Here is a 25,501-nt window from a genome sequence, read left to right on the forward strand (position 1 = left end):
AAAGCGGCATGACAGGAGTAATTAATGGCTATCGACGAAAACAAACAGAAAGCGTTGGCGGCAGCGCTGGGCCAGATCGAAAAGCAATTCGGTAAAGGCTCCATCATGCGCCTGGGTGAAGACCGTTCTATGGACGTAGAAACCATCTCCACCGGTTCGCTTTCTCTGGATATCGCATTGGGTGCGGGCGGTTTGCCGATGGGGCGTATCGTCGAAATCTACGGGCCAGAATCCTCCGGTAAAACGACCCTGACACTGCAGGTTATTGCTGCCGCACAGCGTGAAGGTAAAACTTGTGCGTTCATCGATGCAGAGCACGCGCTTGATCCTGTCTATGCTCGTAAACTTGGCGTTGATATCGACAACCTGCTTTGTTCTCAGCCGGATACCGGTGAACAAGCGCTGGAGATCTGTGACGCGCTGGCGCGTTCTGGCGCAGTCGATGTTATCGTTGTCGATTCCGTTGCTGCACTGACACCAAAAGCTGAAATCGAAGGCGAGATTGGTGACTCTCACATGGGCCTCGCGGCGCGTATGATGAGCCAGGCAATGCGTAAGCTGGCAGGTAACCTGAAACAGTCCAATACGCTGCTGATTTTTATCAACCAGATCCGTATGAAAATTGGCGTCATGTTCGGTAACCCGGAAACTACCACCGGTGGTAACGCACTGAAATTCTACGCCTCTGTCCGTCTGGATATCCGTCGTATTGGCGCGGTAAAAGAGGGCGATAACGTGGTGGGTAGTGAAACCCGCGTTAAGGTCGTGAAAAACAAAATTGCAGCGCCATTTAAACAAGCTGAATTCCAGATCCTGTACGGTGAGGGTATCAACTTCTACGGCGAACTGGTTGATCTGGGCGTTAAAGAGAAGCTGATTGAAAAAGCCGGTGCATGGTACAGCTACAACGGTGAGAAAATTGGTCAGGGTAAAGCGAATGCCACTAACTGGCTGAAGGAAAACCCGGCAACTGCGAAGGAAATTGAGAAGAAAGTACGCGAGTTACTGCTCAATAACCCGGATTCAAAACCAGACTTCTCTGTTGATGACAGCGGTGAAGATGTAAAAGAAACGAACGAAGATTTCTGATAATCTGACGTTATCGCACATAGAAGGGCTGCATATCATGCAGCCCTTTTCCATTTCTGAAGGCTCACTATGACAGATTCAACTCCTCGCCGTTCCGCCTGGTCCCGACTACTTGACCGCGCTGTTCGTATTCTTGCCATGCGCGATCACAGTGAGCAGGAGCTAAGACGAAAACTGGCTGCTCCGGTCATGGGGAAAAATGGACCGGAAGAAATTGATGCTACGCCTGAGGATTACGACAAGGTTATTGCCTGGTGTATTGAAAGTCGCTACCTGGATGATGACCGATTCGTTCGGCAGTTTATCGCCAGCCGCAGCCGCAAAGGCTATGGCCCCGCGCGTGTGCGCCAGGAGCTGGGGCAAAAAGGGATCCAACGTGAATCCATTGAGCGCGCAATGCGTGAATGTGAAATTGACTGGGCGCAGCTTGCGCGAGAACAGGCAATCAGAAAATACGGTGAGCCTTTGCCTGTGGCTTTTTCAGAAAAGGTAAAGGTTCAGCGTTTTTTGCTCTATCGTGGTTATCTGATGGAAGATATTCAGGCGATATGGCGAAATTTTGACGATTGAGCGCATACGGGATTTTACTTCCCAGTAAAGAAAACTTATCTTATTCCCACTTTTCGATTGCCAGAGGCGCAGATCGCGTGCCGATGCTGGTAATGACATTTCGTTAGCTTGATTTCTTCAGGATAATTATGAGCAAGAGCACCGCTGAGATCCGTCAGGCGTTTCTCGATTTTTTCCATAGTAAAGGACATCAGGTAGTTGCCAGCAGCTCCCTGGTACCAAACAATGACCCTACTTTGTTGTTTACCAACGCCGGGATGAACCAGTTCAAGGATGTATTCCTTGGCCTCGATAAGCGTAATTATTCCCGCGCAACCACCTCGCAGCGTTGCGTACGCGCGGGCGGTAAACACAATGACCTGGAAAACGTCGGTTACACTGCACGTCACCATACCTTCTTCGAAATGCTGGGTAACTTCAGCTTCGGCGACTACTTTAAACACGATGCTATTCAATATGCATGGGAACTGCTGACCGGTGAAAACTGGTTTGCCCTGCCGAAAGAGCGTCTGTGGGTAACCGTCTATGAAACTGACGATGAAGCCTATGAAATCTGGGAAAAAGAAGTCGGGATTCCGCGCGAACGTATCATCCGTATTGGTGATAACAAAGGTGCGGCATATGCTTCCGATAACTTCTGGCAGATGGGCGACACCGGTCCGTGTGGTCCGTGTACCGAAATTTTCTACGATCACGGCGACCACATTTGGGGAGGCCCTCCGGGAAGTGCTGAAGAAGATGGCGATCGCTATATTGAGATCTGGAACATCGTCTTCATGCAGTTCAACCGTCAGGCTGACGGTACTATGGAACCGCTGCCTAAACCGTCCGTGGATACGGGGATGGGTCTGGAGCGTATTGCGGCAGTGCTGCAACATGTTAACTCCAACTACGAGATTGACCTGTTCCGCTCGCTGATTGAGTCCGTGGCGAAAGTGACCGGTGCAACCGATCTGAGCAACAAATCACTGCGCGTAATAGCCGACCATATCCGTTCCTGCGCATTCCTGATCGCCGATGGCGTTGTTCCGTCGAATGAAAACCGTGGTTATGTGCTGCGTCGTATCATTCGTCGCGCGGTACGCCATGGCAACATGCTCGGTGCGAAAGATACCTTCTTCTACAAGCTGGTTGGTCCGCTGGTAGAGGTGATGGGCTCTGCGGGTGAAGAGCTGAAACGTCAGCAGGCGCTGGTTGAGCAGGTTCTGAAGACGGAAGAAGAGCAGTTTGCTCGTACGCTGGAGCGTGGTCTGGCACTGCTGGATGAAGAACTGGCTAAACTGTCTGGTGATACGCTGGATGGTGAAACCGCATTCCGCCTGTATGACACCTACGGCTTCCCGGTTGACCTGACGGCGGACGTTTGCCGTGAGCGCAACATCAAAGTTGACGAAGCTGGTTTTGAAGCCGCGATGGAAGAGCAGCGCCGTCGTGCGCGTGAAGCCAGCGGTTTTGGTGCAGATTACAACGCGATGATTCGCGTTGATGGTGCATCTGAATTTAAAGGCTACGATCATCTGGAACTGAACGGCAAAGTGACCGCCCTGTTTGTGGATGGTAAAGCGGTAGATGCGATTAACGCAGGTCAGGATGCCGTCGTTGTTCTGGACCAGACGCCGTTCTATGCGGAATCCGGTGGCCAGGTTGGCGATAAAGGAGAGCTGAAAGGCGCTGGCTTTACGTTCGCAGTGGGCGACACGCAAAAGTATGGCCAGGCAATTGGTCACATTGGCAAGCTGTCAGCGGGTTCACTGAAAGTGGGCGATGCGGTACAGGCTGATGTGGATGAAGCGCGTCGTGCGCGTATTCGTCTGAACCACTCCGCAACACACCTGATGCATGCGGCGTTACGCCAGATCCTGGGCACGCACGTGTCACAGAAAGGCTCACTGGTTAACGATAAAGTTCTGCGTTTCGACTTCTCTCACACTGAAGCGATGAAACCGGCGGAAATTCGTGCTGTTGAAGATCTGGTGAATGCGCAAATTCGTCGCAACCTGCCGATTGAAACGAATGTCATGGATCTTGAGACGGCAAAAGCCAAAGGAGCAATGGCGCTGTTTGGTGAGAAGTATGATGACCATGTACGCGTTCTGAGCATGGGCGATTTCTCAACCGAATTGTGTGGCGGTACTCACGCCAGTCGTACCGGTGATATCGGTCTGTTCCGTATTGTGTCTGAATCCGGCACTGCTGCGGGCGTTCGTCGTATCGAAGCCGTAACCGGTGAAGGCGCTATCAATACCGTGCATTCTGAGAGCGATCGCTTAAGCGATATTGCACAGCTGCTAAAAGGTGATAGCCAGAATCTGGGTGACAAAGTGCGTTCGGTACTGGAGCGTACACGTCAACTCGAGAAAGAATTGCAGCAATTGAAGGAACAGGCCGCGGCGCAGGAAAGTGCAAATCTCTCCAGTAAAGCGATTGATATCAACGGCGTGAAGCTGCTGGTTAGTGAGCTGACGGACGTTGAACCTAAAATGTTGCGTACTATGGTTGATGATCTGAAAAATCAACTGGGATCTACGGTTGTCGTTCTGGCAACGGTAGTAGAAGGTAAGGTTTCTCTGATTGCGGGCGTGTCTAAGGATGTGACAGACCGCGTGAAAGCAGGGGAGCTGATTGGGATGGTCGCTCAGCAGGTAGGCGGCAAGGGTGGTGGTCGTCCGGACATGGCGCAAGCCGGTGGTACGGATGCCGCGGCTCTGCCTGCAGCGTTAGCCAGTGTGAAAGGCTGGGTCAGCGCGAAACTGTAATAACTATAAGCATTAGCGCATGCTGTAGCCTTGGGTTACGGCATGCGAATCAATGCTATCGACAATGATAAAGTCAGGTTGAAGTTGTGTATATCGGCTAAACTTAGGTTTAACAGAATGTGATGCCGTGACTGCTTACACTTAGGTGTTTGTCATCGCTTACTTTTTGGCGTTATATGATGGATAATGCCGGGATACAGAGAGACCCGACTCTTTTAATCTTTCAAGGAGCAAAGAATGCTGATTCTGACTCGTCGAGTTGGTGAGACCCTCATGATAGGCGATGAGGTCACCGTGACAGTTTTAGGGGTGAAGGGCAACCAGGTGCGCATTGGCGTCAACGCCCCGAAAGAAGTATCTGTCCATCGTGAAGAGATCTACCAGCGTATCCAGGCTGAAAAATCCCAGCAGTCCAGTTACTAAGGTTTTCGCGTCTCACCTTTCAGGTGAGGCGCAACCTGATTTAGTTGGTTTCTTTTTCTCTCCTGTTGTTCATTTCTCTCCTGTTTCTCTACTTCTATCCTCTTATCCCCTTTCTCTGCGATTTTTCTGTTTGTTCATCGTCTGGAGAAAATGCCAATTTATCTGTTGATAAAACACTCTTTTTGCCGTTTTTGCAGACTAATTGCGCGTGAAATGTGCAAACGATAAAAGCACTGGAAAAATTGTTTGACTTATAAGTCCCAGAAAGTAATATGTGCGCCACGCAGCGACGATGAGCAGAAACAAGTTCTTCGAAGCACTCGCAAGAGGCGTTGTTGGTGAGGTGGCCGAGAGGCTGAAGGCGCTCCCCTGCTAAGGGAGTATGCGGTCAAAAGCTGCATCCGGGGTTCGAATCCCCGCCTCACCGCCATTTGCATCCGTAGCTCAGCTGGATAGAGTACTCGGCTACGAACCGAGCGGTCGGAGGTTCGAATCCTCCCGGATGCACCATATTCTCCGAGATAACAGCTAAGCTGTTGTTTCATGGTCAGCGAGTTAATCGCGAGTGCCAGGGAGGATAGCGTTGCTTCAGCAACGACCCGTAGGGCAAGGCGCAGCCGAGTAATCCTCCCGGATGCACCATATTATCTGATGTTGCTTTAGCAGCGATGTCAAATCTGCAGTAAAGTAAGTTTCCCTGATGCATCCGTAGCTCAGCTGGATAGAGTACTCGGCTACGAACCGAGCGGTCGGAGGTTCGAATCCTCCCGGATGCACCATCTCTTACTTGAAACCGTTTTTATAGCGATTTCAGTATCGGCAGTAAAATAAGTTTCCCTGATGCATCCGTAGCTCAGCTGGATAGAGTACTCGGCTACGAACCGAGCGGTCGGAGGTTCGAATCCTCCCGGATGCACCATCTTCTCCGAGATAACAGCTAAGCTGTTGTTTCATGGTCTGCGAAATAATCGCGAGCACCAGGGAGGATAGCGTTGCTTCAGCAACGACCCGTAGGGCAAGGCGCAGCCGAGTAATCCTCCCGGATGCACCATCTATTACATGAAACCGTTTTTATAGCGATTTCAGTATCAGCAGTAAAATAAGTTCCCTGATGCATCCGTAGCTCAGCTGGATAGAGTACTCGGCTACGAACCGAGCGGTCGGAGGTTCGAATCCTCCCGGATGCACCATCTTCTCCAAAATAACAGCTGGATTGTTGTTTCATGGTCTGCGAGATAGTCGCTAGAACCAGGGAGGATAACGTTGCTTCAGCAACGGCCCGTAGGGCGAACGTCAGTGAGTCATCCTCCCGGATGCACCATCTTCTCCGAGATAACAGCGATTCTGTTGTTTCATCATCTGCAAGATAATCGCAAGTTTCTATTTTCCTCCTTAGTCATTTTCTTTCAATCTGAACAATCCTCAATTCTCCGTCAGCGACAAAATCAATCAATTACGATAAAATAACGTCTGGTCATTCGGCTTGTGAGAAGACGATGTACGAACGTTATGCGGGTTTGATTTTTGATATGGATGGCACCATCCTGGATACTGAACCGACGCACCGTAAAGCGTGGCGTGAAGTATTAGGGCGCTATGGACTACGTTTTGATGAGCAGGCCATGGTTGCACTCAACGGCTCCCCAACATGGCGTATTGCCCAATCGGTTATTGAACTGAATCAGGCCGATCTGGATCCTCATGCACTGGCTCGCGAAAAAACCGATAAAGTTAAAAGCATGCTGCTGGACAGTGTCCAGCCTTTGCCGTTAGTCGATGTGGTGAAAGCCTGGCATGGTCGTCGGCCAATGTCGGTAGGTACCGGGAGCGAAAGTGCGATTGCTGAAGCTCTGCTCGCTCATCTCGGGCTGCGTCACTATTTTGATACTGTCGTTGCTGCAGACCACGTGCAATGCCATAAGCCTGCTCCTGATACGTTCTTACTGTGTGCCGAGCGTATGGGGGTGGAGCCAACTCGCTGCGTAGTATTTGAAGATGCCGATTTTGGACTGCAGGCGGCATACGCAGCCGGAATGGATGCCGTGGATGTCCGGTTATTGTGAGTGATGGACTGTCGCTCCTGTCACTGTTTGCCAGCAGTTTTCTCAGCGCCACGCTATTACCTGGTAATTCTGAAGTTGTTTTAGTGGCTTTGCTGGTCTCTGGGGTAAGTCATCCCTGGGTCTTAGTCTTAACAGCAACAATGGGTAATAGCCTTGGAGGGTTAACTAACGTTATCCTTGGGCGTTTCTTTCCGTTGCGTAAAACATCACGCTGGCAAGAGAAAGCCACTGGCTGGTTGAAGCGCTATGGCGCTGTCACACTATTATTAAGCTGGATGCCAGTTGTGGGTGATTTACTGTGCCTGTTAGCGGGATGGATGCGTATCTCGTGGGGCCCGGTGATGTTTTTTTTATGTCTTGGCAAAGCGCTGCGCTACGTTGTGGTGGCAGCGGTTACGACGCAAGGCATTATGTGGTGGCACTAATTGTGTTGTGGATAGCCTGTAGGGTAACCAATACCATTATGCTAATTAAAACGATTTTGACAGGCGGGAGGTCAATTTGATCCCGGACGTATCACAGGCGCTGGCCTGGCTGGAAAAAAATCCCCAGGCGTTAAAGGGGATTCAACGTGGGCTGGAGCGTGAAACGCTGCGCGTTAATGCTGATGGCTCATTGGCAACGACGGGACATCCTGATGTATTAGGCTCAGCGCTTACGCATAAATGGATAACCACCGATTTTGCCGAAACGCTGCTGGAGTTTATTACTCCTCCTGGCGACGACATTCAGAAAATGCTCACATTCATGCGCGATCTGCATCGCTATACCGCCAGAAACCTTGGCGATGAGCGTATGTGGCCGTTGAGCATGCCTTGTTATATTGCCGAAGGTCAGGATATTGAACTGGCGCAGTACGGTACTTCAAATATTGGTCGTCTGAAAACGCTCTACCGTGAAGGCCTCAAGAACCGTTACGGCGCGTTGATGCAAACCATCTCCGGCGTACATTACAATTTTTCTCTGCCAATGGCATTCTGGCAGGCAAAGTGCGGCGTAACGAGCGATGATGACGCCAAAGAGAAAGTCTCCGCAGGCTACTTCCGTCTGATCCGTAATTACTACCGTTTTGGTTGGGTGATCCCGTATCTGTTTGGTGCCTCTCCGGCAATTTGTTCCTCCTTCTTGCAAGGAAAACCAACGACCCTGCCGTTTGAAAAAACCGACTGTGGTATGTATTACCTACCATATGCAACGTCTCTGCGCCTGAGTGACCTGGGTTATACCAATAAGTCGCAAAGCAATCTCGGAATTACGTTTAACGATCTGCATGAGTATGTGGCAGGATTGAAGCGCGCGATTAAAACCCCTTCCGAGGAGTACGCGGCGATCGGTCTGGAGAAAGACGGTAAGCGGCTGCAAATCAATAGCAACGTGCTGCAGATTGAAAACGAATTGTATGCACCTATTCGCCCGAAACGCGTTACTCGCAGTGGTGAATCGCCGTCTGATGCGCTTCTGCGCGGCGGCATTGAGTACATTGAAGTGCGTTCGCTGGATATTAATCCATTCTCACCCATTGGCGTGGATGAGCAGCAGGTGCGTTTCCTCGATCTGTTTATGGTTTGGTGTGTACTGGCTGATGCGCCGGAGATGAGTAGCGATGAGCTGTTATGCACTCGTACTAACTGGAACCGTGTGATTCTGGAAGGACGTAAGCCGGGCCTGACGTTAGGCATTGGCTGCGAAACTGCCCAGTTCCCTCTGCCTAAAGTGGGCAAAGATCTGTTCCGTGATCTGAAACGCGTAGCACAAACGCTGGACAGCATCCACGGCGGAGAGGAATATCAAAAAGTCTGTGATGAACTGGTCGCGTGCTTTGACAATCCTGAACTGACATTTTCAGCCCGGATCCTGCGGTCTATGATTGATACAGGCATTGGCGGCACTGGCAAAGCGCTGGGAGAGGCTTACCGTAATCTGCTGCGTGAAGAGCCGCTGGAAATGTTGCAGGAAGAAGAGTTTATTGCTGAAACCGAGGCATCAAAGCGTCGTCAGCAGGAAATTGAAGCGGCCGATACTGAGTCGTTTGACGTGTGGCTGGAAAAGCACGCCTGATACAAAAGAAAAAGGCCACTCGGGAGTGGCCAAAATTTCATCTCTGAAAACAGGGATGATGATAACAAATGCGCGTCTTTCATATACTGAGACTCGCCCCGGAACAAAGAGTTCAGATTATTTTTAAAAAATTTATCGGAGGTGGCTAAATGCCGTTGTTAGATAGTTTTACTGTCGATCATACCCGGATGGAAGCTCCTGCAGTCCGGGTCGCAAAAACGATGAACACCCCGCATGGCGACGCAATCACCGTGTTTGATCTGCGTTTCTGTATTCCAAACAAAGAGGTGATGCCTGAGAAAGGTATCCACACTCTGGAACACCTGTTTGCCGGTTTTATGCGTAACCACCTCAACGGTAATGGTGTCGAGATTATCGATATTTCTCCAATGGGATGTCGTACCGGTTTCTATATGAGTCTGATTGGTACGCCTGACGAGCAGCGCGTGGCTGATGCCTGGAAAGCAGCGATGGCTGATGTGCTGAAAGTGCAGGATCAGAATCAGATCCCGGAACTTAACGTGTACCAGTGCGGTACGTATCAGATGCACTCCCTCAGTGAGGCGCAGGATATTGCACGCCATATTCTTGAGCATGATGTGCGCGTCAACAGCAATGAAGAGCTGGCGTTGCCGAAAGAGAAGCTGCAGGAACTGCATATCTAGTTATCGCGCCGGAGGATGGTGCCTACGCACCTTATCTGGCCCTACAGAATTGTGCTGAGTGCAGGCCCGGTAAGCAACGAACTACCGGGCAATAAAAAAGGGCCCACACGGGCCCTTTTTACGTTCTGTTAGTGCGCACCGCCACCACCACCGCCCGCGCCAAATGGCGGTTTGGCAAACCAGACCAGCCCGAGCAGCACCAGGAAAATCCCCGCCGACATCCAGAAGATTTCGTTAGCAGAAATAATCAGGCCCTGGTTAGTAATTTGCTGCGCCAGCCAGCCGGAAGCCTGCTGCTGGGTCATCCCCAGCCCCTGCAACTGGTCATACATAGCCTGTGCGTTGGGGTTGTATGGGTTGACTGACTCCGTCAACTGCGCGTGATGGAGCGATTCACGGTTAGTCCACATTGTCGTTGTAATCGACGTTCCGATAGAACCCGCCAGTGTTCGCGTAAAGTTAGACAAGCTTGATGCCGCCGCCAGACGCTCAGGTGGTAAACCTGACAGCGTGATAGTGGTCAGTGGCATAAAGAAGCAGGCCACGGCGAACCCCTGAATAAACTGCGGCCAGGCTGACGCGCCAAAATCCATACCAGGTTCGAACGTCCATGCACGCCAGTAAAAACAGACTGCGTACATAATAAAGCTGAACGTAACCAGTCGACGCATATCCAGCTTGTGCGCGAAGCGACCAATAATCGGCGACAGGAGCACCGGAATCACCCCAACCGGTGCGGATGCCAGACCCGCCCAGGTCGCAGTATATCCGTAGACTTCCTGCAACAGCTGTGGCAACAGGACGATTGCGCCGAAGTAGAGCATATAGGCCAGGCTGATACACAAACAGCCGATGGTAAAGTTTCGCGACTTAAACAAGGAGAGATCGACAATTGGGTTATCGTCGGTGAGCTCCCAGACAATCAGGAAGCTGATGGCCACTACGGCGACTACCGTCAGGATGATAATCTCCTGCGAGGCAAACCAGTCCAGCTCTTTGCCGCGGTCGAGCATGATCTGCAAACTGCCGATACCGATAACCAGCAGTGCCAGACCAATCGCGTCAATGCGCCGCTGTTCGGTACGAGTTTCCCGACCACGCAGGGTTTGCAGCGTCATCAACACCACCACAACGCCGATCGGCACGTTAATGAAGAATATCCAGCCCCAGTGATAGTTGTCGCTGATGTAGCCTCCGAGAATCGGGCCACAAATAGGCGCGACAATCACCGTCATCGACCAAAGTGCCAGGGCGATAGACCGCTTGGCAGGAGGATAGTTATTCAGTAACAGGCTTTGTGACAGTGGAATTAACGGGCCGGCGACAATCCCCTGAATCACACGGAAGAAAATCAGCATGGTCAGGCTGTTGGACATCCCACATGCCCATGACGCAATAACGAAGGCAATGGTAGACCACATGAAGAGTCTGACTTCGCCAAAGCGCTTTGCCAGCCAGCCGGTGATCGGGATGGAGATAGCATTCGCCACACCGAAAGAGGTGATCACCCAGGTCCCCTGGCTCAGCGAAGAGCCCAGGTTCCCGGCGATAGTGGGGATCGCCACGTTCGCAATGGTGGAGTCCAGCACCTGCATGAATGTCGCCAGGGAAAGCGCGATCGTCATGATGACGAGCTGCGCGCCTTCCAGCGGTTTTTGCTGTTGCATCACACGCACCTTTGAATTAACCCGCGTTGGCCCGCACGATCTCTTCGATCATCTTATTGACCGGATCAAGGTTGATTTCACGTGCATTACTTTCAGCTACCGGTGTCGTACGGACCTGGCTTGCCAGAATCTGTCCGTCACGATTTGAGGTATCTACCGTAACCAGCGTAGATAAACCAATACGCAGTGGATGCTGCGCCAGTTGCTGCGCATCCAGCTCGATGCGAACCGGCAGGCGCTGTACCACTTTGATCCAGTTACCGGTCGCGTTTTGTGCTGGTAACAGGGAGAAGGCGCTGCCTGTCCCCATATCCAGGCCGACAACTTTACCAGTGTATTTAACGTCATCGCCGTAAATATCACTGATAACCGTAGCAGGTTGGCCGATACGCATATGGGCTAATTGCGTTTCTTTAAAGTTTGCATCCACCCACAGGTTAGTGGCTGGTACGACCGCCATCAGCGGCGTGGTCGGGCTAATCTGCGCGCCAGGCTGCACGGCACGGCGGGAAACATAACCGGTCATCGGGCTGACGATTTTGGTACGTTCAAGCGCCAACCAGGCATTACGCACTTCGGTGGCTGCCTGTTGTACGGCAGGCTGATCTTCCAGTCGGCTTCCGAGGATCATCGCCTGGTTCGCATTATATTGTTGGATTGCGACATCAAGCTGAGCCTGAGCACTGGCGACGGCATCGCGGGCATGTTGCAGCTCTTCGCGACCAATCAGGTTGGCATTACCCAGTGGAACCCGGCGATTAAAGTCGCTCTGGGCCTGGGCCAGTGCCGTTTTTTGCACTTCAATGCTGGCCTGTAGCTGTTTGCTGTTGATCATCAGCTGATGCGTCTGGCGCACGCTGGAGGCCAACGCAGTTTTGGCTTTTTCAAATGCCTGCTTAGCATCCGTCTGGTCGAGTGTGACCAGCACATCGCCTTGTTTGACATAGTCAGTGTTATCAGCCCAGACTTTCGTCACGCTGCCTGATACCTGAGCCATGATTTGAACCTGGTTCCCTGCCACGTAGGCATCGTCAGTCTCTTCGATATGACGCAGTACTAAAAACCAATAAATCCCATATGCCACGGCAATGATAATAAAGAGCAAGGTCAGAAGGAGCAGCGCACTTTTACGTTTGCCATTCTTATTGACCGGTTGCTGCGGGGTTTGAGTCTCCGCATTTGCGCTCATGTTGTTCTCCACGATCTTATTTTTTTCACATCGGCTGAGCCGACCTGTTTATCAGAAAGGCCAGCAGTATGACGTGCTGGCCTGTCGGTTTTTCATTTATAAATCTGGATTTTTGAGCGAGTCAGCGCATTAGCGCAGCGCTTCTAATACCGTGCCATCTTGTTCCATCTGATCAAGACGGGTCAGAAGCTTACGAGTGATTTGCTCAAGCTGATCTTTTTCGGTGGCGCTGAGAGAGGACCAGAGTTGATGCAGGCAGCTATGCTGAGGCGGTAATACTTCCTGCAAAAATGCATGGCCTTTCTCGGTCAATTGCAGATGCAGACAGCGGCGATCGTTATCGCTTTCGCGACGTTCGATCCAGCCACGTTTTTCTAACTCATCCGCGATGCGGGTGGCGTTAGTCCGCGACGAGCCAAGCGCGCAACTCAGTTCAGAAGGCTGAATACTGTGGTTTTCCTGAGACTCCAGCGTAATCAACGCCATAAACAATGTCTCGTTAATCCCTTGAGCTTTCAGCATTTTATTGCGGTTTTCCAGCAGCTTGCCCTGCATATGCATGCAAAGACGAGTGAGAAGAACTTCCTGATAAGGGAACTCTTCGTAGCGGCTGGCGCGAAATTTTAGCATTTGTTCAATGGGCGTAAACGAACTATCCATTTGGGTATAACCTCATTAATTTCAGCCGATATAGTAACGACAGTGACAAATAAAGTAAATGTATTATTTAATTAAAATGATTATTTTTATCTATAAAACAACCAGCATTTTCCATGCTAATCCATAGCACAGAGCACTCAACAATGTCGGAATGATGATGCTTCGGGTTTTATAGAAACTTGCGCCCAGTACAATAAACCCCACCAGTGTAGGCACAAACCGACGGGCGTCGTGCATCACTTCTGGTGCGGTAGACACCACCAGCAGGGCGCAAATTGATGCAATGCCGATAGTGTCGAGTAGTATGCCTGTCGCGCCGCGTTTAGTCGGGCGAACATTTCCCATCCCCAGACGGAGTGGCAAATAGCGAAAACAGTAATTGACGCCACCGACCAACAGGCCGAGCAGCAGAACCTCATAGCTCATCAGGACCTCCTTGCCAGAATGACTGTATGAGCGCCGTCAGGCATCCGCAGACAATGCCTGCCAGGATCGCGACGGGGATAGAAAACAATATTACCCCCGTCAGCGCTCCGGCTAATGCCGCTGTGACGCATAGCGCCTGTGTACGCTGGAAAGAGGCGAGCAGAAAGCTCATAAACAGAGCCGGGAGCATAAATCCGAGAGCCGCTTCGACCGCCGGAAAGTCCTTCAGTAAACCACTGCCAGAAAATGCGCCAATAATCGTGCCGAATACCCAGGAAATCCATGAGCACAGCGCAATGCCGATCATCCAGTTTTCACTCCAGCGCCGGTTATCCCGTACCAGCTTTGCCGTTGCAGCAGCGAACACTTCATCGGTGAGACCAAAGGCCCACAGCGCGCTTTTGGGTTTGCTGAGTCGTCGGGCGATAAGGCTACGCAGGGAAGGGCCATACAGAACGTGGCGAACATCCATTGCCATCACGGTAAGCGCGGCGATCCACAGTGAGCTTCCTGCGGCGAGCATGGTGGTGATGACAAACTGACTGGCTCCCGCGTAAATAATGCAGGAGAAAAAGAGGCTTTCAACGGGAGTAAAGCCCAGGCGAGTTGCATTGAGACCAAATGCAAATGCGACCGGAATATAACTGATGACTATCGGCAGGCTGTCTTTGACCCCTTCCGTTAACGTTGCCGGGCTGGGGTCAGACTGGGGAACAGGGCTTTCCATAGGATTATAGGCTTCATTACCGAAATTAAAATAACCTGGCTCAATGAGTTATAACCTTAGCAGACTGATGAGCTCCTTAACACCCTGAGGAGCTTAATCAGAGATAAACGAGCTGTATCCGCTTAATTTACGGCTTCCTGGCGGTGAAAACCTCGCCACCAGACCAGCAGGTTGAGTACGGCAACGGTCATACCCGCCAGGCAAACGCCAGCCCAGCCGGCATGCTGCCAGGCAGAAGCAGAAATCAGCGAACCTGCCGCTCCGCCAATAAAATAGCTGGTCATGTATCCGGCAGTCAGCCGATTACGCGCATCCGGATGGATGCGATAAATAACCGTCTGGTTGGTGATATGAACACCCTGCACGGTGAGATCCAGCACCAGGATTCCGATAATCAGCATTGGCACTGATGTATGCCCGAACCAGATAGCCAGCCAGGAGAATAACAGTAATAACAGACCGATGGTGGTCGTGAGATGTGATTTGCCCTTATCGGCAAATCCCCCAGCCGGGCGAGCGCCTAACGCACCGGCAGCACCTGCCAGACCAAACAGACCGATCATGCCTTCTGAATAGTTAAATGGCGGCGCGGCGAGCAAAAAGGCCATTGATGTCCAGAGAATACTGAAGTTGGCAAAGGTCAGGCAGCCCAACATCGCACGGGTACGCAGCAGCTTGTCGTGGATAAACAGGCTGAAGACGGAACCTAACAGTTGCGGATAGTTGAGATGGGTTTCAGATTTCATCTTCGGCAGGCCGCGCCACAGCGCGATAGCCATCAGCGCCATCAGTACCGACGCCACCCAAAACACAGTGCGCCAGCCGCCCAGATTGGCCAGTAATCCGGCGACGGTACGCGCCAGCAGAATGCCCAGCAACAGACCACTCATAATTGTGCCAACGACTTTGCCGCGCTTGTCCGGCGTGGCGAGCGTTGCCGCCAGCGGAACCAGAATTTGTGCCACCACGGAAAAGAGTCCGGTCAGCGCCGTACCGAGGATCAGCATTGTCAATGACTGACTGCTGGCGGTAATTAACATGCCGCCAGCCGCTAACAGCGTCATGGAGACAATGAGCATCCGACGTTCAAACATATCGCCAAGCGGCACCAGAAACAGCAGGCCTGCAGCATAACCAAGCTGCGCGGCGGTGACGATAAAGCCCGCAGTACTGGCCGACAACGAAAAGTTACGCGCAATGGTGTCGAGTAGCGGTTGCGCGTAGTAGTTACTGGCGACGGCCAGACCGGTTGCGATGGACATTAAAAGGATCAGCGACGGGCTAAGTCCATGAGTGGTTTTAGTCATTGTTTTCAACTGAATAATGGGTTTCAGAAAACAATCATAACGGAAGCAGCTACATGTTGCAGATTTGTTAGGTGATAGATTGTGCGGTTATGGGGAAGGGAGAGAAGTGCGCTGGTTACCAGGCCGGATGGTGGCGTCGCGCCGCCATCCGGCATAAAGGGGAATTACTTCTGCGCGGCCAGCGCTTCTTTCACCCAACCGTCGAACTGCTGCTGGTGGGCTTTAATCCAACCATCAACGTGGCCCTGTACGTCTGATTCAGAAGATTTACCGTCATGCATCATCGCGTTCTGCGCGTTGATATCTGCCAGCGGCAGCTTCATCAGCGCGAACAGTTTTGCCGCCGCCGGGTTTTTTTCGGCCCACGCCTTGTTAGCAACGATATGCATAGTGTTTACCGGGAAGCCGTAGTTAGCGCCGTTTGGCAGTTTGGTATCAATATCTTTCTGCTCACCCGGAAGGGAAGAGAACGGTACCTGCAACCAGACCACATCTTTGCCCGGCTTCATTACGTCGCTCACCCAGTACGGTGTCCAGGTGTAGTAGAGGATCGGTTTGCCTTCCTTAAAGCGGGTAATGGTATCGGCCATCATCGCCGCGTAGTTACCGTGACTGACATCGACCGTTTTTTCCAGATCGAATGCTTTGTTCTGGTGGTTGATAACGGCTTCACAGCCCCAGCCTGGTGAACAGCCCATCATGTCGGCTTTACCGTCGCCATTGGTATCAAAGATTTTGGCAATCTTCGGATCTTTCAGTTGGGCGATATTGGTGATTTTGTACTGCTCAGCGGTTTTCTTGTCGATCAGATACCCCTGCGCCGCACCTGTTACGAATACCCCCTCGCGATAAAACTTTTTATTTCCGCCTGCTGCGGCATACATATCATCATGCAGCGGCTGCCAGTTCACGGCGGTAAAAGTCGCATCGCCAGAGGCAATGGAGGTGTAGCCGACGTTGTAGTCAACTTCACTCGCTTTGTTGACGGTATACCCCAGTTTTTCCAGCGCGCGGCTGACCAGTTGCGTCTGGAAGGACTCTTCAGAGATGGTGCTCTGGATAGGTTGTACAGTGATGCCTTTGCCCGGCAGGTCGGCAGCGAAAGCGCTGGTAGAGACAAGGGTGGCAAACGTTGTGGCAAGGATTATATTCTGTCGCATCGTTGTTCCTTATTACACTTCATCTTTCAAGCTGACTCTTTGTTGGCTGCACTTATGTACTCGTCACATACTGTTTGTACGCTTCCGGAATACATTCGTTTGCTGCCGCGGTGCAACTTAAATGATTTTGTGCAAAGTTTATGAGTTTCAGGCCCGGCGAGCGCAATGCCACCGGGCAATGGGTGAATTACTTAATGAAAGGACGGGTGAAAAGCCCGACAGGTCCGGTGGTGTACCAGCGACGGTTACCGCGGCTACGCGAGTCGCGACCGACAGCCTGTGTCAGACGATCCAGAATAATGGCGAGGATAACAATCCCGACCCCACCGACTGTAGCCAGTCCCATATCCAGACGACCGATACCACGCAGGACCATCTGACCAAGCCCACCGACCGCTATCATCGAAGCGATAACGACCATGGAAAGGGCGAGCATCAGTGTCTGATTAACCCCCGCCATGATGGTCGGCATCGCCAGCGGCAGCTGTACTTTAAACAGCATCTGACGCGGGCTGGCACCAAATGAGCGCGAGGCCTCAATCAGATCGGCTGGCACCTGGTTAATCCCCAGAATGGTCAGACGTACGATTGGCGGCAGGGCGAAGATAATCGTCACGACTACCCCCGGTACGTTGCCGATACCGAACAGCATAACAATCGGCACCAGATAGACGAACGCAGGCGTGGTTTGCATTGCATCCAGCAGGGGGCGAACAATTTTTGCCGCTCGGGGACTACGCGCCAGCCATATTCCCATTGGCAGGCCGATCACCACGCAAAACAGCAGCGCGGTCAGTACCAGTGCCAGGGTTATCATCGCCTGCGACCATGCGCCAATTGCGCCAATAGCAATCAATGAGATTAAGGTGGCAACACCCATCCCGACGCCGGAAATCTGCCATGCGATCAGTGCAAAAAGAACAATCGCTACAGGTGCAGGCATACCCAGCAGCAGCTGCTGGAAGCCATTAAGGATGTAATCTACCGGAACACGAATGCCCTGGAAGACAGGACGGAAATGGGTTACTACCCAGTCAATCCCTTCGGTAACCCAGCTATCCAGCGGGATCAGCGTTTTATGGAAGGGATCCATAATGTTGAAATGTTCAGGCGCTGGTGCGGGTGCGCTGGTCAGCCAGTCTGCGCTACCTCCGTCGGCAGGCGCACCAGACGGCGTACTCCAGGCATCAGCGGATTGTGCGGCGCTATCGGCCGCTGGTGTGGTATCCCACGGATTCGTTTGATCAGCCATTGTTTGCCCCCTCGCGATCTAAAGCCTGTAACAGCATGCGTTTTGAAATAATGCCCACATACTGCTGTTCCTCATCGACAACCGGTACGGCGCATGGCGCCTGACCAACATGAGAAAGCAACTCGCTCAGAGGGGTTTGTGCATCTACAGCTAACGGTTCGTCAATTAAAGCTGCTTCAATACCTTGTGACTGGCTTAAGGCTGCTTTTAATGAGTCGATGGAGACGACGCCAATGAATTTATTACCGCGTTCAATTACGTAACCATATTCACGATCTTTATCCTGCAATAATTGCAGGGCCGATCGTGGACCTACGCCTGGTGTTTTACGAATTAAGCCCTCAGGGCTACGGCGTGAAATATCTTTCGCGCTGAATACCTGGCTTATATCAACACCACGGAAGAAAGTGCGCACATAATCATTTGCCGGATTATTCAGGATCTCATCCGGTGTACCGACCTGTACCACCTCGCCATTTTGCATAATGGCAATTCTGTCGCCAATGCGCATAGCTTCATCAAGATCATGGGAAATAAAGACCACGGTACGCTGATGTTTCGCCTGCAGTTTTACCAGTTCATCCTGCATCTCAGTTCGAATTAACGGATCGAGCGCTGAGAAAGCTTCATCCATTAATAAGATGTCAGGGTTAATGGCTAATGCACGGGCAAGGCCAACACGCTGGCGCATACCACCGGAAAGCTCATCCGGATAACCGTGAGCGTAATTCTCTAATCCGACCTGGCGTAGCGCATCCAGCGCTTTTTCACGACGAGCATCTGCGGCAATACCGGCTAATTCCATACCGAATGCTGTATTGTCCAGTACCGTCATGTGCGGCATCAATGCAAAGGACTGGAAAACCATCGCAATCTTTTTTCTGCGCACCTCGCGAAGCTCGGCATCTGATATTTTGGCAATATCTACGCCATCAATCAGTACCTGTCCACGGGTGGGTTCAATCAGGCGATTGAGAAGGCGTACCATTGTGGATTTACCCGAGCCGGATAATCCCATGATGACAAATATCTCGCCTTCTTCAATGGCCAGACTGGCGTCTTTAACGCCAAGCGATAGCCCTGTTTTATCCAGAATTTGCTCTTTTGAAAGTCCTTTTTCAATATATTTGAACGCTCTCTGTGGATGCTCGCCAAATATCTTATAGAGGTTTTTAACTTCTAATTTAATTGCCATGCAATAGAATGATTCCTGTTATTTGTTTATATCGATATATTACCTGATGGAAATAGTTACCTTTTTCTACCCTAACATACTGAGAATCTGAGACAACCCTGAATTTGTTAATGGCATGAATATTGCCGAAGGCCAGGAGGCGGGATTTCCCATGATATAAGGGCTGAGCGCTGATAACAGCAAGATGATATTTTTTGTAAGGAACACCGAAAAGACGTCTGAATTGTTGAAATGCAGACGAATAATGTGACTGAGATTGAGTGTAGATCACATATGCATAATTGTGTGATGCAGTTAAAATATTATTGCGGAAAACAGTCGGATATTCTCCGCAATAATGTGTGTTAAAAGTTCCAGTCGTCGTCTTCGGTTTCGACGGCTTTTCCCATTACATAGGACGACCCCGAACCGGAGAAGAAATCGTGGTTTTCGTCGGCATTAGGTGACAGTGCGGCGAGGATCGCCGGATTTACATCCGCCATTTCAGCCGGGAATAACGCCTCATAGCCCAGGTTCATTAACGCTTTATTGGCGTTGTAACAAAGGAATGCTTTGACGTCCTCCACCCAATCCGTTTCTGCGTAGAGCTCTTCCGTATAGCGTGCTTCGTTATCGTACAACTCCATTAACAGATCGAGCGCAAAATTCTTCAGTTCTTCGCGTGCCGATTCTGTAATGGCCTCCAGACCTTTTTGATACTTATAACCGATGTAATAACCATGTACCGCTTCGTCACGAATAATCAGACGGATTAAATCAGCAGTATTGGTCAGCTTGCCACGGCTGGAGAAATACATTGGTAACCAGAAAGCGGAATAGAACAGGAAAGATTCCAGAAATACGCTGGCAATTTTCTTCTTCAGCGGATCATGGCTGGCGTAATGTTCAAGAATGATTTGTGCTTTGCGCTGGAGAGGGGCGTTTTCCTCACTCCAGGCATAGGCTGCATCCACATCCTGGGTCTGGCATAAAGTGGAGAAAATAGAGCTGTATGACCGGGCGTGTACCGCCTCCATAAAGCTGATATTCGACAACACGGCTTCTTCATGCGGGGTTAGTGCATCCTGCATTAACGTTGGCGCACCCGCAATATTCTGAATGGTGTCGAGTAGCGTCAGCCCGGTAAATACGCGAATGGTCAGTTGCTGCTCGGCCGCATTCAGCGTCTGCCAGGCAGGGATATCATTCGACAGCGGGACTTTTTCCGGCAGCCAGAAGTTACTGGTCAGGCGGTTCCATACCTCGAGATCTTTATCATCCTGGATCTTATTCCAGTTGATGGCACTTATGCGATTTAATCTCATCCTGCTCTCCTTACAGTGCGCATGACACGCAGCCTTCGATTTCAGTGCCTTCCAGCGCCAGCTGGCGTAGTCGGATGTAGTACAGCGATTTGATCCCTTTTTTCCAGGCATAGATCTGCGCTTTATTGATATCGCGGGTGGTGGCGGTATCAGGGAAAAATAGCGTCAGTGAGAGCCCTTGATCGACATGCCGTGTCGCTTCGGCGTAGGTATCAATGATTTTTTGCGGACCGATTTCGTAAGCATCCTGGTACATGTCCAGATTGTCGTTGGTCATAAACGGGGCCGGGTAGTAAACGCGCCCGGTTTTACCCTCTTTACGGATCTCCACCTTCGACACAATCGGGTGGATACTTGAGGTCGCATGATTGATGTAGGAGATAGAGCCGGTCGGTGGAACGGCCTGTAAATTCTGGTTATAGATGCCGTAGCGCATCACATCGTCACGCAGTTGTGACCACATTTCGCGCGTCGGTAATGTAATGCCGCTGTGGGCAAATAACGCGCGGACTTTCTCGGTTTTCGGTTGCCAGTCGCCCTGCAGATATTGCGTAAAGTATTCGCCGCTGGCGTAACGGGATTGTTTGAATCCGGCAAAGGTTTTACCGCGTTCGCGGGCTAGTTTCATCGATGTGTTCAGCGCATGCCAGGTGATGGTGTAAAAATAGAGATTAGTAAAATCCAGCCCTTCAGGTGAACCGTAGGCAATGCCTTCTCGCGCCAGATAACCATGCAGATTCATCTGTCCGAGGCCAATGGCATGTGAGGCGTTGTTTCCGGCTTCAACAGACGGCACGCTGCGGATATGGCTCATATCAGAGACCGCAGTTAAGCCGCGAACCGCTGTTTCAACCGTGCGGCCAAAGTCCGGTGAATCCATAGTGTGAGCGATGTTGAGCGAGCCGAGGTTGCAGGAGATATCGTGTCCGATCTGCACATAGTCAAGATTTTCGTCGTACGTCGAGGCACTATTGACCTGCAAAATCTCGGAGCACAGGTTGCTCATATTGATGCGTCCGGCAATCGGATTGGCACGATTCACCGTGTCTTCAAACATGATGTACGGGTAGCCTGACTCAAACTGGATTTCCGCCAGCCGCTGGAAGAAATCGCGGGCATTAATGTAGCTTTTGCGCACGCGCGCATCAGCAACCAGTTCGTCATAGTGTTCACTGACGGCGATATCACCAAACGGTTTGCCGTAAATGCGCTCCACGTCATAAGGGGAAAACAGCGCCATCTGCGCATTTTCTTTGGCCAGACGGAAGGTGACATCCGGGATCACCACGCCGAGAGAGAGCGTTTTGATGCGAATTTTTTCATCGGCGTTTTCGCGTTTGGTATCGAGAAAACGCAGAATATCCGGGTGATGTGCATGCAAATACACGGCCCCCGCACCCTGACGTGCACCCAGTTGATTAGCATAAGAAAATGCGTCCTCCAGCATTTTCATTACCGGGATCACACCGGAAGACTGATTTTCAATGCGCTTAATAGGTGCACCAGCTTCCCGCAGGTTAGAGAGCAAAAACGCCACGCCACCGCCGCGTTTGGAGAGTTGCAACGCGGAGTTTACCGCCCGTCCAATTGACTCCATGTTGTCTTCAATTCGCAACAGGAAGCAGGAGACCAGTTCACCGCGCTGTTGTTTACCGCAGTTCAAAAATGTCGGTGTAGCAGGCTGAAAGCGCCCGGAGAGCATCTCATCGGTAAGCTGCATGGCGAGCGTTTCGTCACCCTGCGCCAGCGTTAACGCCACCATGGTCACACGATCCGCAAAATCTTCAAGGTAGCGCTTACCGTCAAAGGTTTTTAGCGTATAGCTGGTGTAGTACTTCCATGCGCCGAGGAAGGTCTGGAAGCGGAATCCTCTGGCGTGGGCGTGGTCAAAAAGCCTCACCACGAAAGCGCGATCGTAACGAGTTAAAACGCTTTCGTCGTAATAACCGTCACGGATCAGCGTATTCAGACGCTCATCCTGGCTGGCAAACACCACCGAGTTGGGGCGGACGTGGGAAGTAATAAAAGCGTCCACCGCCTGATGGTCTTTATCGAATTGAATCCGCCCGGCTTTATCGTACAGATTCAGCATGGCGTTAAGGGCGTGGTAGTCCAGCGTTTGCGGGATTACGCGTTCTGCGGTTGTCGTTGCCAAAATTCACTCACTCCTTTTCGGACATTGTCGATATCGCTTTGCGTTCCCATCAGCTCAAAGCGATAGAGCCACGGCACGCCGCATTTTTGTGAGATAACCTCACCCGCGCGGCCATAGGCTTCGCCGAAATTGCGATTGCCGGAGGCGATCACGCCGCGTATTAATGCCCGGTTGTGCGTATCGTTTAAAAAGCGGATCACCTGCCGTGGGACCGCACCAGCCGTACCGCCGCCGCCGTAAGACGGCACGACTAAAATGTAAGGTTCGTCTACCCGGATTCGTTCGCGCTCATTAAGTGGGATACGAATAGCGGGCATCTCCAGACGCTGCATAAAGCGATGGGTATTTTCGGAGCTGCTGGAGAAGTAGACGAGGGTATTCATGCGCTGGCCACATGGGGTTGCGGGCGCAGGCGGTTAATCATATCCGGGCGGAATCCTGACCAGCTGGTTTCACCTGCGACTACCACCGGTAACTGACGAAAACCTTGTTCACGCAGCGTGTCTGCCATGTCAGGCATCAGATCGACATTCACCATTTCAAAATCAAATCCGCGGTTTTCCATTGCCCGCTTAGTGGCATGGCACTGAACACAGTTGTTGCGAGTGTAAATAATAATGCGCATGATTCGTATTTCCATCTAAAAATAAAAGAACGGCGCGATAACAGGCGTCGGGTTGTGTGTGTCTTGATACAGAAGATACTAGATGTAGTTTTAAAAAGATTCAACCATACAAGATATGGGAATTTTAGATTGAAAGTGTTCAGAGTAACGAGCGGAGCGGGGGAAGAGGATGAGTGACGTATAAATTGCCCGATGCCTACGCTTCTCGGGCTTACTGACAAGCATGGAGAGGCCCGATAAGGCGGTTTATCGGGCAGCCCGCAATTACATACGCATGCTTACCGCCAGGCGGTTAAAGCAATTCATCAGGCTAATTGCGAATGTCAGGTCGCTAATCTCTTTGGCGCTAAAATGGTCAAGCAGCGGCAGATAAACATCATCTTCGGCATGAGTTGTGACGATGTGTGTGACAGACTCGGCCCACGCCAGTGCCGCACGTTCCTGCTCACTGAAATGATGACTTACACGCCATCCCGCCAGTGCGTCCAGCTTGGTTTGTTCAACGCCAGATTTGCGCAGCGCTTTACTGTGCATTTCCAGACAAAATGCACAGCCGTTAATTTGTGAAATGCGCAGATAAATCAGTTCCGTCAGCGTGGTGTCCAGAGCGCAGTTTTCCAGCGCTTTGCTGGCCTGAACCAGGGCGTTATAGACTTCAGGGCTGAGTTCATAGTAGGGCTGGCGTAACATAGTCATGGTATTTCTCCTCGTTTGGATGACCAGCAATGTAGCACTATAATGGTCTGCAAAAGAGAGCCATATTTTCACTAAAAAAGCAGACCATAAATGCCACGCTACCAGCAAATCGCCCGCCAGTTAAAAACCGCTATTGAGAAAGGTGAACTTAAGCCTGGCACAAGATTACCCTCCAGCCGTACATGGTCTCAGGAGCTGGGCGTGTCACGTTCGACGGTGGAAAATGCATACGCTGAGCTGGTGGCTCAGGGCTGGCTTGTGCGACGTGGCCAGGCCGGAACGTTTGTGAGTAGACAACTGCGGCTGGATACAACGTTTGCTGCCCCTGTTGTATACGCCGGAGAAAGTCCAACGCCGCAGTTGTTTCAGATGGGGCTGCCCGCTCTCGATCTTTTCCCCCGGGAAACCTGGGCGCGGGTAATGGGGCGGCGTTTGCGCACACAGACGCGTTTTGACCTTGCGCTGGGAGATGTTTGCGGTGAACTGACGTTACGCCAGGCTATTGTCGATTACCTGCGCGTTTCACGCAGCATTGAGTGCCTGCCGGAGCAGGTGTTTATTACTTCTGGATATGCGGCATCGATGACATTAATCCTGCGCGCTCTGGCAAAACCTGGTGAGGGAATGTGGGTAGAGGATCCGGGTTTTCCGTTAATCAGGCCAGTAGTGGCGCAGGAAAGGGTTGAAATGATGCCTGTTCCGGTCGATGAAGAGGGACTGGATGTGTACGTCGGGATCCGTGACTATCCACATGCGCGCTTTGCGCTCCTTACGCCAGCTCACCAAAGTCCGCTGGGGGTATCGCTTTCGTTAGCCCGTCGACATCAGTTGCTGGAGTGGGCCGCCCGTGCGCAGGCATGGATCATTGAAGATGACTACGACAGTGAATTTCGCTACCACGGAAAACCGTTGCCACCGCTAAAAAGCCTGGATGCGCCACAGCGGGTTATTTATGCCGGAACGTTCAGTAAATCGCTGTTTCCTGCACTGCGCACGGCATGGCTGGTGGTTCCCCTGACTCAGGTGTCGCGGTTCCGCCAGCAAGCGGCGCTAACGGCCTGTAGTGTTCCGGTTTTATGGCAACAAACGCTGGCTGATTTTATCCACGGGGGGTATTTCTGGCGGCATCTGAAGAAGATGCGACAACATTACGCTCAACGACGTCAATGGATGGAAACTGCGCTGACAGAGCAAGGATTTACCGTAGTTCCTCAGGACGGCGGGATCCAACTGGTGATGTCGGTTAGCGGAGAGGACACAGTATTAGTACGTAAAGCTAACCTCGCGGGTCTGGCAGTTCAGGCTTTAACTGATTGGCGAATAACATCGACAGGAAAGGGCGGAATACTGCTGTCATTTACCAATATTAGATCTGTGGAAATGGCGCAGCAGGCCGCATATCAACTTCGGCTGGCAATGGCCTGATTGTCAGTCGTTCTGTAAATATTTATCCCGTCATATTCACTTCTTTATGGACTTTTCTGAAAGCGTTGCTAATGCTGAATCAGGTAAGG

23 protein-coding genes and 5 tRNA genes are annotated in these 25,501 nt (G+C 51.4%); 14 read left to right on the forward strand and 14 right to left on the reverse strand.

Annotated features, from left to right (window positions below):
* The first annotated feature begins 24 nt into the window (after window positions 1-24).
* The 13 genes from recA to luxS all read left to right on the forward strand — a co-directional run bounded on the left by recA (window position 25) and on the right by luxS (window position 9,624).
* Window positions 25-1,089 carry a recombinase RecA gene (recA, locus tag SK36_RS02810; RefSeq protein ID WP_016154166.1) on the forward strand — a complete coding sequence of 355 codons (1,065 nt, stop codon included), beginning with the start codon at window positions 25-27 and terminating at the stop codon, window positions 1,087-1,089.
* A gap of 69 nt (window positions 1,090-1,158) precedes the next feature.
* Window positions 1,159-1,659 carry a recombination regulator RecX gene (recX, locus tag SK36_RS02815; protein ID WP_045446616.1) on the forward strand — a complete coding sequence of 167 codons (501 nt, stop codon included), beginning with the start codon at window positions 1,159-1,161 and terminating at the stop codon, window positions 1,657-1,659.
* A 128-nt stretch (window positions 1,660-1,787) separates the two neighbouring features.
* A complete protein-coding gene (alaS, locus tag SK36_RS02820) occupies window positions 1,788-4,415 on the forward strand; it encodes an alanine--tRNA ligase (protein ID WP_048220698.1) in 2,628 nt (875 codons plus the stop codon).
* 237 nt (window positions 4,416-4,652) lie between these two features.
* Window positions 4,653-4,838, forward strand: a complete 186-nt coding sequence (gene csrA / locus SK36_RS02825; protein WP_000906486.1) for a carbon storage regulator CsrA — start codon at window positions 4,653-4,655, stop codon at window positions 4,836-4,838.
* Window positions 4,839-5,175: 337 nt separating this feature from the next.
* Window positions 5,176-5,268, forward strand: a tRNA-Ser gene (locus SK36_RS02830).
* A gap of 3 nt (window positions 5,269-5,271) precedes the next feature.
* A tRNA-Arg gene (locus SK36_RS02835) sits at window positions 5,272-5,348 on the forward strand.
* 192 nt (window positions 5,349-5,540) lie between these two features.
* Window positions 5,541-5,617 (forward strand) — tRNA-Arg (locus SK36_RS02840).
* 63 nt (window positions 5,618-5,680) lie between these two features.
* Window positions 5,681-5,757 (forward strand) — tRNA-Arg (locus SK36_RS02845).
* A 194-nt stretch (window positions 5,758-5,951) separates the two neighbouring features.
* Window positions 5,952-6,028, forward strand: a tRNA-Arg gene (locus SK36_RS02850).
* 306 nt (window positions 6,029-6,334) lie between these two features.
* Window positions 6,335-6,901, forward strand: a complete 567-nt coding sequence (yqaB, locus tag SK36_RS02855) for a fructose-1-phosphate/6-phosphogluconate phosphatase (protein WP_048220699.1) — start codon at window positions 6,335-6,337, stop codon at window positions 6,899-6,901.
* Window positions 6,898-7,326: a YqaA family protein gene (locus tag SK36_RS02860; protein ID WP_045446605.1), complete on the forward strand. Its 429-nt coding sequence runs from the start codon at window positions 6,898-6,900 to the stop codon at window positions 7,324-7,326. Before yqaB ends, SK36_RS02860 begins: the two co-directional genes overlap by 4 nt.
* 76 nt (window positions 7,327-7,402) lie before the next feature.
* A complete protein-coding gene (gene gshA, locus SK36_RS02865) occupies window positions 7,403-8,959 on the forward strand; it encodes a glutamate--cysteine ligase (RefSeq protein ID WP_045446602.1) in 1,557 nt (518 codons plus the stop codon).
* Window positions 8,960-9,108: 149 nt separating this feature from the next.
* Window positions 9,109-9,624: an S-ribosylhomocysteine lyase gene (luxS, locus tag SK36_RS02870; RefSeq protein WP_016154160.1), complete on the forward strand. Its 516-nt coding sequence runs from the start codon at window positions 9,109-9,111 to the stop codon at window positions 9,622-9,624.
* 128 nt (window positions 9,625-9,752) lie between these two features.
* Here luxS and emrB read toward each other — a convergent pair whose 3' ends face one another.
* The 14 genes from emrB to SK36_RS02940 all read right to left on the reverse strand — a co-directional run bounded on the left by emrB (window position 9,753) and on the right by SK36_RS02940 (window position 23,987).
* Window positions 9,753-11,291 carry a multidrug efflux MFS transporter permease subunit EmrB gene (gene emrB, locus SK36_RS02875; protein ID WP_045446599.1) on the reverse strand — a complete coding sequence of 513 codons (1,539 nt, stop codon included), beginning with the start codon at window positions 11,289-11,291 and terminating at the stop codon, window positions 9,753-9,755.
* Window positions 11,292-11,307: 16 nt separating this feature from the next.
* Window positions 11,308-12,480 (reverse strand): multidrug efflux MFS transporter periplasmic adaptor subunit EmrA, encoded by a 1,173-nt coding sequence (gene emrA / locus SK36_RS02880; protein ID WP_045446596.1) that lies wholly within the window; start codon window positions 12,478-12,480, stop codon window positions 11,308-11,310.
* Window positions 12,481-12,609: 129 nt separating this feature from the next.
* The gene (mprA, locus tag SK36_RS02885; RefSeq protein ID WP_045446593.1) at window positions 12,610-13,140 is read right to left on the reverse strand and encodes a transcriptional repressor MprA; all 531 of its coding nucleotides are present in this window, start codon (window positions 13,138-13,140) and stop codon (window positions 12,610-12,612) included.
* Window positions 13,141-13,230: 90 nt separating this feature from the next.
* Window positions 13,231-13,566, reverse strand: coding sequence for an L-valine transporter subunit YgaH (gene ygaH, locus SK36_RS02890; protein WP_045446590.1), 336 nt, complete (start codon window positions 13,564-13,566; stop codon window positions 13,231-13,233).
* Window positions 13,556-14,293, reverse strand: coding sequence for an AzlC family ABC transporter permease (locus SK36_RS02895; RefSeq protein WP_048220700.1), 738 nt, complete (start codon window positions 14,291-14,293; stop codon window positions 13,556-13,558). The genes ygaH and SK36_RS02895 overlap by 11 nt, the downstream gene beginning before the upstream one ends.
* Before the next feature lie 122 nt (window positions 14,294-14,415).
* Window positions 14,416-15,600, reverse strand: a complete 1,185-nt coding sequence (locus SK36_RS02900) for an MFS transporter (RefSeq protein WP_045446584.1) — start codon at window positions 15,598-15,600, stop codon at window positions 14,416-14,418.
* Window positions 15,601-15,764: 164 nt separating this feature from the next.
* Window positions 15,765-16,760 carry a glycine betaine/L-proline ABC transporter substrate-binding protein ProX gene (proX, locus tag SK36_RS02905; protein ID WP_045446581.1) on the reverse strand — a complete coding sequence of 332 codons (996 nt, stop codon included), beginning with the start codon at window positions 16,758-16,760 and terminating at the stop codon, window positions 15,765-15,767.
* A gap of 187 nt (window positions 16,761-16,947) precedes the next feature.
* Complete coding sequence (gene proW, locus SK36_RS02910) at window positions 16,948-18,012, reverse strand: glycine betaine/L-proline ABC transporter permease ProW (RefSeq protein ID WP_045446578.1); 1,065 nt, start codon at window positions 18,010-18,012, stop codon at window positions 16,948-16,950.
* Entirely contained in the window at window positions 18,005-19,207 is a 1,203-nt protein-coding gene (gene proV / locus SK36_RS02915; protein WP_045446575.1) for a glycine betaine/L-proline ABC transporter ATP-binding protein ProV, read from the reverse strand. Before proV ends, proW begins: the two co-directional genes overlap by 8 nt.
* A gap of 344 nt (window positions 19,208-19,551) precedes the next feature.
* On the reverse strand, window positions 19,552-20,511 hold the full coding sequence (gene nrdF / locus SK36_RS02920; RefSeq protein WP_048220701.1) for a class 1b ribonucleoside-diphosphate reductase subunit beta: 960 nt from the start codon (window positions 20,509-20,511) through the stop codon (window positions 19,552-19,554).
* 10 nt (window positions 20,512-20,521) lie between these two features.
* Window positions 20,522-22,666: a class 1b ribonucleoside-diphosphate reductase subunit alpha gene (gene nrdE, locus SK36_RS02925; protein WP_048220702.1), complete on the reverse strand. Its 2,145-nt coding sequence runs from the start codon at window positions 22,664-22,666 to the stop codon at window positions 20,522-20,524.
* Window positions 22,639-23,049, reverse strand: coding sequence for a class Ib ribonucleoside-diphosphate reductase assembly flavoprotein NrdI (gene nrdI, locus SK36_RS02930; protein ID WP_045446567.1), 411 nt, complete (start codon window positions 23,047-23,049; stop codon window positions 22,639-22,641). Before nrdI ends, nrdE begins: the two co-directional genes overlap by 28 nt.
* Entirely contained in the window at window positions 23,046-23,291 is a 246-nt protein-coding gene (nrdH, locus tag SK36_RS02935; RefSeq protein WP_048220703.1) for a glutaredoxin-like protein NrdH, read from the reverse strand. Before nrdH ends, nrdI begins: the two co-directional genes overlap by 4 nt.
* A 264-nt stretch (window positions 23,292-23,555) precedes the next feature.
* Window positions 23,556-23,987 carry a carboxymuconolactone decarboxylase family protein gene (locus SK36_RS02940; protein WP_048220704.1) on the reverse strand — a complete coding sequence of 144 codons (432 nt, stop codon included), beginning with the start codon at window positions 23,985-23,987 and terminating at the stop codon, window positions 23,556-23,558.
* A gap of 90 nt (window positions 23,988-24,077) precedes the next feature.
* Here SK36_RS02940 and pdxR point away from each other — a divergent pair, with 90 nt between their 5' ends.
* Window positions 24,078-25,412: a MocR-like pyridoxine biosynthesis transcription factor PdxR gene (gene pdxR, locus SK36_RS02945; RefSeq protein WP_048220705.1), complete on the forward strand. Its 1,335-nt coding sequence runs from the start codon at window positions 24,078-24,080 to the stop codon at window positions 25,410-25,412.
* The last annotated feature ends 89 nt before the right edge of the window (window positions 25,413-25,501 follow it).

Source organism: Citrobacter sp. MGH106 (assembly GCF_001037495.1).
In the GTDB taxonomy this organism is placed as follows: Bacteria; Pseudomonadota; Gammaproteobacteria; order Enterobacterales; family Enterobacteriaceae; genus Citrobacter; species Citrobacter murliniae.